This window comes from Polyangium sp. 6x1, from assembly GCF_029946515.1.
Taxonomy (GTDB): Bacteria; Myxococcota_A; Polyangia; order Polyangiales; family Polyangiaceae; genus Polyangium.
The window spans coordinates 1-9871 of the sequence record NZ_JARZHH010000141.1; the positions used below are offsets into that span (position 1 = coordinate 1).

A 9871-nucleotide genomic window follows, 5' to 3' on the forward strand; every position below is an offset into this window, starting at 1 on the left:
CGCTGTCGGCCCGCAAGGTCCCATCGGTCCGACCGGCGCCGCCGGCGCGACGGGCGCCCAAGGCCCCCAGGGCACGCAGGGCCCGATCGGCGCGACCGGCGCGCAAGGCCCGCAAGGTCCGGCGGGCCCCGTCGGCGCGACCGGCGCGCAGGGCACACAAGGCCCCGCAGGCCCCGCGGGTGCGACGGGCGCGCAAGGCCCCGCAGGTCCGGCCGGCGCGACGGGCGCCCAAGGCCCGCAGGGTGCGATCGGCCCGACCGGGCCTGTCGGCCCTGCCGGCTCGGCCAACATCAATGGCACGGTCAATACCGTCATCAAATTCACCGGCGCGACGACCGGCGGCAATTCGAGCATCACCGACGACGCCACCACGGTGACCACCACCGGCCAGTTCGACGTCACCGGCGGCGTGGGCACGGTCTACAACACGGCCCCCATCGAGGTCCGCACGACCGCGACGCCGCGCATTGCCTTCCATTGGCCCGGCGTCGTCGCCTCGCAGCTCGGCATGGGCAGCGACGGCATCGTTCGTACGTACAACAACCCCGGCACCGGCTACGAGCAATTCGCCGCGTCGAACATCCACGCGAACGGCTATCTGCGCATCGCCTCCGCCGCCGACGGCGCCGGCAACATCCGGTTCACCGCGGCGAACCCGTACATCGTGGCGAGCTCGTACGTCATCGTCCCCGGCGGCGCCTATTTCAATGCGGGCACCGTCTATTTCACGGCGCAAGCGCAGTTCCGCGGCGGCATCCACAACGACACGGCTGCGTATCTACAGTACGACGGCGGCACCTCGGGCATCAACTACTTCCCCGGCACCATCGGCGTCGGCACGGCGGGCCCGGCCGAGCAGGTTCACGCGACCGGCAACATCCGGGCCGACGGGAGCGTGTTCTGGGGCAATGGCCTCACGCGGACGGAGACGAAGGACAACGCCGACGCGACGGGCTCGCGGAGCGGCTTCTTCGAGACGAGCGCGCCGACGAATTACTATCCGAACGCGTCTTCGTGGCAACACCTCATCGACGTGCGGCACTCGAACAACGGCAACAACTACGCATTGCAGATCGCCGGCGGCTTCTTCGACCAGGACCTCTGGTATCGCAAGACGAACAACGCCGGCAACACCACGTGGCTCCAGCTCATCGGCGCCGGCCCGAGAAACTGCACGGCTCCGTTCAACGGCTACGCCGTCACCGTCACGTCGAACCTCGGCGGCATCTCGCGCTCCAATACGATCTGCGTGACGCCCTATTTCTCCCCGCAGACCTACAACAACGCGCAAAACGTCTGCGCCGCGCTCGGCGGCCACATCGAGACCTACAACGAGCATTACCGCGTCCTGCAGACGTACGGCACCGGCGGACAGCTCAACGGCGACTGGCTCGGAAACCGCTCCGGCGACGATACCGCGTACTGCATCAACAACACGGGCAACGTCAACAACTTCGAAGGCAACTGCGACAAGAACGAAAGCCACTGGTTCCGGTGCGTCCAGAGCTCGGATTACAATGAATGAACGTGCCGGGCGCGCGAGGATCCTGACGATCGTCGCGCTCGCTGGCCTCGTCGGCGCGACGGCCCTGCTCGTCCGCTCGCGCTTGGCGGAAGGTACGGACGTGCCCGCCACGGCCGCGAGGCCTGCGGGCATGGAGCACGCTGTCGGCGCGTCGACGGCGGCGACAGAGACCACGGCGAAGACAGCCCCAGAGGCCCCGACGATCCCGGCAGCGGCCCCTGCCGCCGAGCCGCCGCAGAGGCCCGCGATCGACCCGGAGGAGTACGTTCGGAATGGCTCGAAAGAGCCCCTCGTGCCCCGTGAGCTCCGCGCCGACGCCGAGGTCGACTCCTCCCGCGGCACTCTGACGGCCGAACCACTCGTCCCGCGGGTCCTCGAGGTCAACGTGGAGGTCTCTCCGCGCGGCGCGCTGACGATGGAGCCCCTCCAACCTCGCGTCCATGAAGTCCAGGTCGAGACCGGCCATCGTTGACATGTCCCGGCCGCGCGGGCTTTTCTCCCGGCCGACGTCGGCGTAGAACGGCCTCCGATGATCCCGAGGCCCCTCGCCCGCGCCGCTCGCCTGCCTGCGCTCGTCCTCTGCATCGCGCTGGCCTCGGCCTGCAACCGCACCCCCGAGCTCGCGCGCGAGCACCTCGCGAAGGGGGACGCGGCCCTCGACGCCGGCCGTTACGCGCAGGCGCTCGCGGCGTACGGCCACGCGCGCGAGCTCTCGCCCACGGACCCGGACGTGCAACGCGCCCTCATGCGCGCGCGGGTCCACCTCATCGCCGAGAGCCCCGCGCGGATCGCGCCCGAGGCCCTCGACGACGCTCGTTATGAGGCCCAGCTTTTGCTCGACACCGACAAACCACGCGCGGCCGCGTATCTGACCGCGCTCGGCAACATCCTGGCCCGGCAGGGCGAGGCCGAGGGGGCGAAAGGGAAGTTCGCCGAGGCGCTCGCGATCGACCCGAGCTCGGCGCTCGCGCACACCGCGCTCGGGCTCGCGCTGATGAGCCGCAAGGAAGACGCGGCGCGCGCGAAATCCGAATTCCAGCTCGCGCTGAAGGTGAATCCTGCCCATGCCGGCGCGCTCGTGGGGCTCGGCCAGATCGAGCTCGCCGAGGGAGACGCCGCGGGCGCCGCCGAGCATCTCGAAGCGGCATTGCGGATATCGGACGGCTTCGATGTGCGAATGGCCCTCGGGAGCGCGCGGGCCAGGCAGCAGAAGAACGCCGACGCGATCCTGCATTTTCAGCGCGCGACGGAGCTCGATCCGAAAAACGCCGAGGCCGTCGCTGCGCTCGGCCAGGCGCTGCTCGGCGCGGGCAAGCTCGAGGAAGCGGAGCGCGTGCTCCGGGCCGCGGCGCAGATGCGCCCGCATCCCGAGACGAGAAATGCGCTCGGTTATGCGCTCGTGCGACAGAAAAAAGCGGCGGCCGCGCTCGACGTCTTTCGTGGCGTGCTCCTCGACGACGCGGCCTCGGCGCCCGCGCTCTTCGGGGCCGGCGTCGCGAGCGAGGAGCTCGGGCAAAAGGAGCAGGCCCTCGCTTTCCATCAGAAGCTCCTCGCGCTCGCGCCGAACGGCCCCGAAGGACGAATGATCGCGGATCTACAACGACAAGCGCAAAGCCGGGTCACGGCGCTCTCGGCGGCGCCGCCGCCCGCGTCCGCGTCGGCCTCCGCGGGCCCGTCTCCGGGCCGTCCAAGCGAAAAACCGCGGAGCCCATCGAATCCTTTTTAGACCTCGCGTCCGACAAACCAGCCCCGGTACCCGAAGCGTTAGCTCGTGACCCTTCCCACCTCTTTGCAGACGTGATACGCAAAGAGGCCATGACGCGGACGAAAAAAGCTCTGGTCGCGGTCGCCGCGATCCTCGTGGCGGGGGGTGCGGCGTTCGTGGGGTGGATGGGGCCTCGCAACGTGATCGGCATGTTGCGGTACGACCAGCGAGAGGAAGGTCGGCTCGAGGTCGGCGACGCGGCGCCCGACGTGGAGCTCGTCACGCACGCGGAGGGGCGGCGGGAGAAGCTCGCGACGCACATCGGGGAAAAGCCGCTCGTCTTGATTTTCGGCAGCTTCACATGACCGCCATTCCGGCGCTCGGTCGAGCGTCTGAAGGCGATGGCCGGGCGGTATGGCAAGAGCGCCCGATTCCTCACGGTGTACATCAAGGAGGCCCACCCGACCGACGAATGGCAGATGGACGTGAACGAGGAGCACAACGTCTGCTACCCGCAGCCGCGGAGCACGGAGGCGCGCGTCGCCATCGCCGCCGATTTCGTGAAGCGATTCCAGTACGACATCCCGCTCCTCGTGGATCCGATCGAGAACCCCGCGAACGCGGCCTACGCGGCCTGGCCGGAGCGGCTTTACGTGATCGACGAGAAGGGGCAGGTCGTCTACAAGGGCGGCATGGGCCCGTTCGAGTTCCACCCGGAGGAGGTGGAGGCCTGGCTCGCGCGTAGGTTTCCGGGGGATTGAAGCGCCTCGGGATCGTCGTCGACGACGAGGGCGCTGCTGCCGCTCAAGAAAACGGTCCTGTCGTGCTGCCCGCCTCCTTCGTCGGACAGGCAACGTACGGCGGCCCGGCGCAGGGTAACTCCACGACGAAGGTGGACCCGCTGCCGAGCACGCTCTCTGCCCGGACGGTGCCTCCCAGCGCATCGACGATGCTACGGACGATGTAGAGCCCGAGCCCCAGCCCGCCGTACGCCTGCGCGGGCACGGCGCGCTCGAACCGCTCGAAGATGTGCGGGAGGCGCTCGGGAAGAATGCCAATGCCATGGTCGGTGACGACGAGCCGGCCCGTACCGGTCGGCGCCTCCTCGACGAGGATCTCGAGGGGCTTGCCCGCGCCGAACTTCAGCGCGTTGGAGAGGATGTTCGTCACGATCTGCTCGAGCTTGCTCCGATCCCAGCAGCCGATGACGGGCCGAGGAGCGGTGAACGACAGGGGGCAGTGGGCCCGGGCGAGGTCGACTTCGAAGCGCTGCACCACCTCACGGACCACGGCCACGAGATCGAGTCGCTCGAATTGAAACGAAAGGCGCCCCGCCTGGATCCGCGAGACTTCGAGCAGCTCCTCGATGAGCCGGGTCAGCCTGGTGATTTGCCGCTCGGCCACGCCAAACGCTCGCAGCGTGGCCTCGGGCGTGGGCGACACGACACCTCGGGTCAGCGCCTGCACCATGAGCTGGAGTGAGGCAATGGGCGTGCGGAGCTCGTGCGATGCAATGGAGAGGAACTCGTCCCGCAGGCGGACGGCCTCCTGAAGCTGCTGCTGGCTGGCTTGCAGCCCCTCCTGTGCTCGCTTCAGGTCCTCCAGCGTGCGCAGCGCTGCGCGATGGGCCCTCTCCGACTCCTCCAACCTCGCGCGGGCTTCTCGGGCGAGCTGGGCGTCGAAATCGCACAAGATCCGCAGGTCCGCCTCGACCACGTCGCGGAACTGCAAGAGGAGCCGCTGGTAGAGCTCGCTATAGGCATTTTCCTTGCTGTCCAGGACGCAGATCGTGCCGAAGATGTCCCCGCTGGGCCAGGCAATGGGAAAACCAAGATACGAGACCATCCCCAGCTTGATGTCGGGATTGCACTTCCACTTCTCGTCGACCCTAGCATCGGGGACGAGCAGCCGCTGGCGGGTCGACATCACGGTCTCACAGTAGAGCCCGGTGCCGAGGGCAGCTTTTTCGCCACGCTCGTAGGGATTTCCCTTGGACTCGCTCGCCACCAGGACGGCGACGTCCGGCAGCTCGACCTTCATGATCAGGGAGGCAGGGACCTGCACGATGCCGGCCACGATATCGACGACACCTTGCCACTTTTGCATGAGCTCTGGAGGGATTCGGGGGGGGCTGGCGCAGCCGGGCGAACTCGTTCCCTCCTCGGGCGGTCCGATGGATCTTTCCAACATCCGTTCTCCTGAAGGACATGTCTGCTCCAAGCCGGTGGGTGTCAACCCGAGAACTCGGAGATCAGCAGACGCCCAAACCAGCCACAGCCGCAGCCCTTGCCCGCCCCGAAGAGCGGATCATACGGCCCGCTCTTGGGATGGGCCACGCAGCGACATCAGAGCACGCGGAGCGCCGGATGTTCGTCGCCCACGGCGGGCACCGGCACGAGCCCGTTTTCGACCGCGCCGTCGTCGCTCTCGGGCTCGCAGAGATACACGGCGATCGCGCCGAGCGGCTGGTTCGTATCGACGCGCGACCATCCCGCGGGCGCGGTCCGGCGATCCTTTTGCCATTCCACGGCCACCTCGCCGACTGCCGCGGCTTCCAGGATCCCGCGCCCTCCTTCCTTGCCGAGCGAGGTCACGCGCGCGACCTCGACGTCGTGCGCGCCCTCGGCCGCCTCGACGCGCAATCCGTGGCGACGCAGGTGCTCGGCGATCGCCGGCGGGACGAGGTATGCGCGGGGCCGATCGACGACGACGGTGCCCACGAATCGACTGAAATGAGGGATTTGCACCGCGACGGGCGCGCCTTCCAGGGTGCGGGGCGAACGCGTGAGGACCTCGACGGGCGTTTCCATGCGGTCGAGGCGATACCGCACGGCGACCCGATCCGGCGGCGCAGCGCTCGACGCGACGACCTGGCGAATGTCGTCGGCGTGCTTCGCGGCCCAGGACAACGTCTCGATCTGCCACGCGGTCGCGGTGCGCACGCGCTCTTCGAACGGCAGGTAGCTATAACACTCGAGCAGCAGATCGAGCCGGTTCGTGAGGCCGCGGTAATTCGAGCCGAACCGCGGGTGGTGCGGGTAGGTCATCCAGCCGAGGCCCACGGCCGTCTCCGCGTCGACCTCGCCGCCCGCGTCGACCACGCGCTCGTCCTCGACGAAATTGCCATACCAGCCGCTCTCGAAGCCGCGCGCGCGGACGGCGGCGATGACCTCCGGCACGAGGCGCTGGCGCATGAAATCGATCGGCTCGCGCCGCCCGGATTCGACCGTGTGGGGCACGTCGACGGTCATGTGGAAGCGGTGCACCGAGCCGTTCGTCGCGTGGTTGTCGATCGTGAGGTCGGGCGCCCACGGAAGGCAGACCCCGTCTTGCAAGGCCCGCATCTCCGGCGCGGCCTGGCGCATGTAATCGCGATTCAGGTTGATGCCCTGGCTCTGCGTGCGTGTCCCGACCACGGGGCCGATCTGGCCGGCGAGCTTTTTCAGATCGAGCCTTCGATTCGCGGAATCGAGCGCGTCGTTGCCGTCCGGATTGAAGAGCGGGGCGACGAGCAGCGTGAGCGTGTCGAGCCAATCCGGGTGGCGGCCGTCGAGCAGGTCGCGCACGAGCGCGAGGCTCGCCTCCTTGCCTTCGACCTCGCCGGGATGGATGCCGTCGAGCATGAGAACGACGGGGCGCCCGCTGCGCCGGGCCTCCTCGGGCGTGCGGACGCGGTCCTTCGAGAGGATGAGGAGCGGCAAATCGCGACCGCCGGGCGAGGTGCCGAAGGTCGTGACGTGGAGGCGCGGGTCGTTCCGATCCTCGAGCGCGCGCACGAAACGCATGACGTCGGCGTGGAGGGAGGTCTCGCGGAAGGAGGTGGACTCGGCGCGGGTGAGCAGCATGCGGCGTGAAATAGCACGGAACGAACGCCGCGTGGACGGCCCTCGTTATGCCGCCGTGAGGCTAAAGCTCGGCGAGCTTTTTCCCGCCCGACGCTTGCTCCTCGATCGGCGGAGGCGGAGGCGGGGGCGGGGGCGGCATCCCGGGGAACATGGCCGAGCCGAGCACGAGTCCAATCCGGCCCATCGAACGAATGGAATGAAGCAGGCGACGGACGAACCGCCGCCAGGCCCTCCTCCGAGGGCTTTCCGCTGAAGACGACATCGCTCTCTCCTTGCTGTGAAATCGAAGGCCGAGGAAAAGGCCGTCGAATTCAGCAGAGGAGCGCGCAATGAAGGAGCCAGCGCTCCGCGGGGACGAACGTAGCGCCGGGATCGATCCGCCGAGGCGCCGTCGCCCGGACGAACGAGGCCGCCTTCGCAGGTCGCGCCTCGATCTCGACGGTTCGCAGTGCCTCGGCGTTTCGCGGCGCGACCTCGCGCGCCGCCGCGGCGAGCTGCGCCGCCCCCGCGTACGCGATGAGGACGACCGTGTCCGGAACGACCTGCGCAGAGCGCGCCGGTGCGGCCGGCAGCATCAGCATGAGGCAGGCGATCAGCACGCGGAGCCCGCGCACGATTCGCCAGGGGTGCCGATGCATGGCCGCAGCGTAAGGCACGATTCTCCCCGGCGCAACACCTGCCGCGTACGACGGCTCGATACGCAGGCACCTCGCCGCGGAGCCGTGGACAGCCGGCCCCGGGAGGGCTACGAGATTCGAGCCATGCCCCGGCCCATCGCCCCCTCCGAGCGCCGCGACGCCTTCGAGCGCGACGGTTACCTCGTCTTGCCTGGATTCGTCTCGGTCGAAGCGTGCCAAGCGCTGAAACGCCGCGCCTTGGAGCACATCGCCGCCTTCGACCCGGAGGCGCACCGCTCGGTCTTCAGCACGCACGAGCAGACGCGCACCTCCGACGCGTATTTCCTCGAATCGGGCGACAAGGTCCGTTTTTTCTTCGAGGAGGGCGCGCTCGGCCCGGACGGCCGCCTGCGCGTGCCGAAGGAGCGCGCGCTCAACAAGATCGGCCACGCGATGCACGACCTCGATCCGGTCTTCGATCGATTCTCGCGTACGCCCGCGCTCGCGGCGCTGACGGCCGAGCTCGGCCTGACCCGGCCGCTCTTGATGCAATCGATGTACATCTTCAAGCAGCCCCACATCGGCGGCGAGGTCGTTTGCCACCAGGACGCGACGTTCCTCTACACCGAGCCCGTGACGGTCACGGGCCTGTGGTTCGCGCTGGAGGACGCCACGATCGAGAATGGCTGCATGTGGGCGGTGCCCGGCGGCCATCGGCAGGGGCTCAAGAAGCGCTTCTTGCGGGACGGGCGCGGCGGCACGCGGTTCGAGGTGCTGGATCCGGTCCCCCTCGTCGAGGACGACGCCATTCCCCTCGAAGTCCCGGCCGGCACGCTCGTCGTGCTGCACGGGCTCTTGCCGCATCGAAGCGCGGAGAACCGCTCGCCGCGCTCCCGGCACGCGTATACGGTGCACGTCGTCGAGGCGGACGCACATTACCCCGCTGAGAACTGGCTCCAGCGGCCGGACCTGCCCTTGCGCGGTTTTTCCTGACGGAACCTCAGGGGACGAATGCGGACGCGGGGAGCATGGGCGCCTCCTACGGATCCGGCCACAACTTCATCTGCGGATCCGGCCAGCGGAAGGGGTTTTGCGTTGCGCTCGCGTTCGCGAAATCCGTCTGGCACGAGGCGATGTTGCCGGGCTGGTTCAGCACGGTCCAGAACGAGGCGCAGACGTTCTGCGAGATGAAGGTCCGGCATTCCTCCATCGTGTGCTCCCCCGGCGCCGGCTGGCTGTAGTAAGCGCGCACGAAGTCCCAGGCGATCTTCTGCATGTCGGCCGCCGGCTCGGTATTGATCCCCGCCGGGACGGCCGCGCCGACCGGCGAGGCGCGGAAGATCGACGCGTACGTGACCAGCGCCAGGTAATACGCGCCGAGCGGCGTCATGTGCACGTTGTCGCTGAAGATCATGTCGAGCTTCTGCGACGTCGTGCCCGTGATGCCATCCACCTCGTCGTTCACGATCCGCTCCACGAGATCGACGAGCGCCGCGCCCGCGGGGAGCGTCTCCATTCGGTCGGTCCGCCCTTCGGCCGCGAGCGAGAGGTTCACCTTGGTCGCCACGCATTCCCACGCGTACAGCGCGTTCTTCTCGTGGCCGATCCACGTCGCCGGGGCATTCTTGTCGACGTCGAGCCAGCTATGGTAAAACAGCGTATGCCCGGCCGGGTTTCCGTCGATCAACCGGTCGTGGAAATGGCGCAGGAAGCCGAACGTATCCTCCCACCAGATCGTGCCGAGGATGTCGTGCCGCTCCGTGATCACGAGCGTATCGTAGAGCTCGCCGGGCCCGAGCGTCTTCGGGGCCAAGAGCTCTTCGATCACGTTCATGTCGCTGCCGTCGCGGTTCTTCCCGGTGCTGTATCCGGGCCAGTCCGGCGCGTCGAAGCTCCCGCCTTTGGTCCTCACCCGGATGGGCGAGCCGATGCCGATCTGCTCGTTGAAATTGAAATCCTTCCCGAGGCTCTGCGCGATGGTCAGGACATGATCCGGCAAGGGATTGTCGGTGAGGCTGTGCCCGGACAGGAACATGCGCGCCGACGCGCGCTCCACGAGCCCGCCGCCGGCCCCTCCCATCCCGCCGCCCGCGCCGCCCGTCCCGCCGGCGCCGCCCGCGCCGCCATTCCCGCCCGCGCCGGTCCCGCCGGCGCCGCCCGTATTCGACGCCGCCGGGGC

The 9871-nt window shown here is 68.6% G+C and carries 9 protein-coding genes and 2 pseudogenes; 6 read left to right on the forward strand and 5 right to left on the reverse strand.

The window, feature by feature from the left end:
- The 5 genes and pseudogenes from QHF85_RS48860 to QHF85_RS48880 form a co-directional block, all read left to right on the forward strand.
- Positions 1–1525: pseudogene (locus QHF85_RS48860) on the forward strand (hypothetical protein); the annotation flags it as partial.
- Complete coding sequence (locus QHF85_RS48865) at positions 1518–1997, forward strand: hypothetical protein (protein WP_281334429.1); 480 nt, start codon at positions 1518–1520, stop codon at positions 1995–1997. The pseudogene QHF85_RS48860 and the gene QHF85_RS48865, both read left to right, overlap by 8 nt.
- Positions 1998–2054: 57 nt before the next feature.
- On the forward strand, positions 2055–3251 hold the full coding sequence (locus QHF85_RS48870; RefSeq protein ID WP_281334430.1) for a tetratricopeptide repeat protein: 1197 nt from the start codon (positions 2055–2057) through the stop codon (positions 3249–3251).
- A gap of 89 nt (positions 3252–3340) precedes the next feature.
- Positions 3341–3595: a hypothetical protein gene (locus tag QHF85_RS48875; RefSeq protein WP_281334431.1), complete on the forward strand. Its 255-nt coding sequence runs from the start codon at positions 3341–3343 to the stop codon at positions 3593–3595.
- Between the two features lie 12 nt (positions 3596–3607).
- A pseudogene (locus QHF85_RS48880) lies at positions 3608–3991 on the forward strand (deiodinase-like protein); the annotation flags it as partial.
- A 43-nt stretch (positions 3992–4034) separates the two neighbouring features.
- Here the strand turns inward: QHF85_RS48880 and QHF85_RS48885 are convergent.
- From QHF85_RS48885 to QHF85_RS48900, 4 genes are all read right to left on the reverse strand, one after another.
- On the reverse strand, positions 4035–5336 hold the full coding sequence (locus tag QHF85_RS48885) for a GAF domain-containing sensor histidine kinase (protein WP_281334432.1): 1302 nt from the start codon (positions 5334–5336) through the stop codon (positions 4035–4037).
- A gap of 239 nt (positions 5337–5575) precedes the next feature.
- Positions 5576–7075: a M14 family metallopeptidase gene (locus QHF85_RS48890; protein ID WP_281334433.1), complete on the reverse strand. Its 1500-nt coding sequence runs from the start codon at positions 7073–7075 to the stop codon at positions 5576–5578.
- A 61-nt stretch (positions 7076–7136) separates the two neighbouring features.
- The gene (locus QHF85_RS48895; RefSeq protein ID WP_281334434.1) at positions 7137–7259 is read right to left on the reverse strand and encodes a hypothetical protein; all 123 of its coding nucleotides are present in this window, start codon (positions 7257–7259) and stop codon (positions 7137–7139) included.
- Positions 7260–7386: 127 nt separating this feature from the next.
- Positions 7387–7713 carry a hypothetical protein gene (locus QHF85_RS48900; RefSeq protein ID WP_281334435.1) on the reverse strand — a complete coding sequence of 109 codons (327 nt, stop codon included), beginning with the start codon at positions 7711–7713 and terminating at the stop codon, positions 7387–7389.
- Between the two features lie 123 nt (positions 7714–7836).
- Here QHF85_RS48900 and QHF85_RS48905 point away from each other — a divergent pair, with 123 nt between their 5' ends.
- The gene (locus QHF85_RS48905) at positions 7837–8685 is read left to right on the forward strand and encodes a phytanoyl-CoA dioxygenase family protein (protein WP_281334436.1); all 849 of its coding nucleotides are present in this window, start codon (positions 7837–7839) and stop codon (positions 8683–8685) included.
- 46 nt (positions 8686–8731) lie between these two features.
- Here QHF85_RS48905 and QHF85_RS48910 read toward each other — a convergent pair.
- The coding region (locus tag QHF85_RS48910; RefSeq protein WP_281334437.1) for a hypothetical protein at positions 8732–9871 on the reverse strand (1140 nt) is incomplete at its 5' end.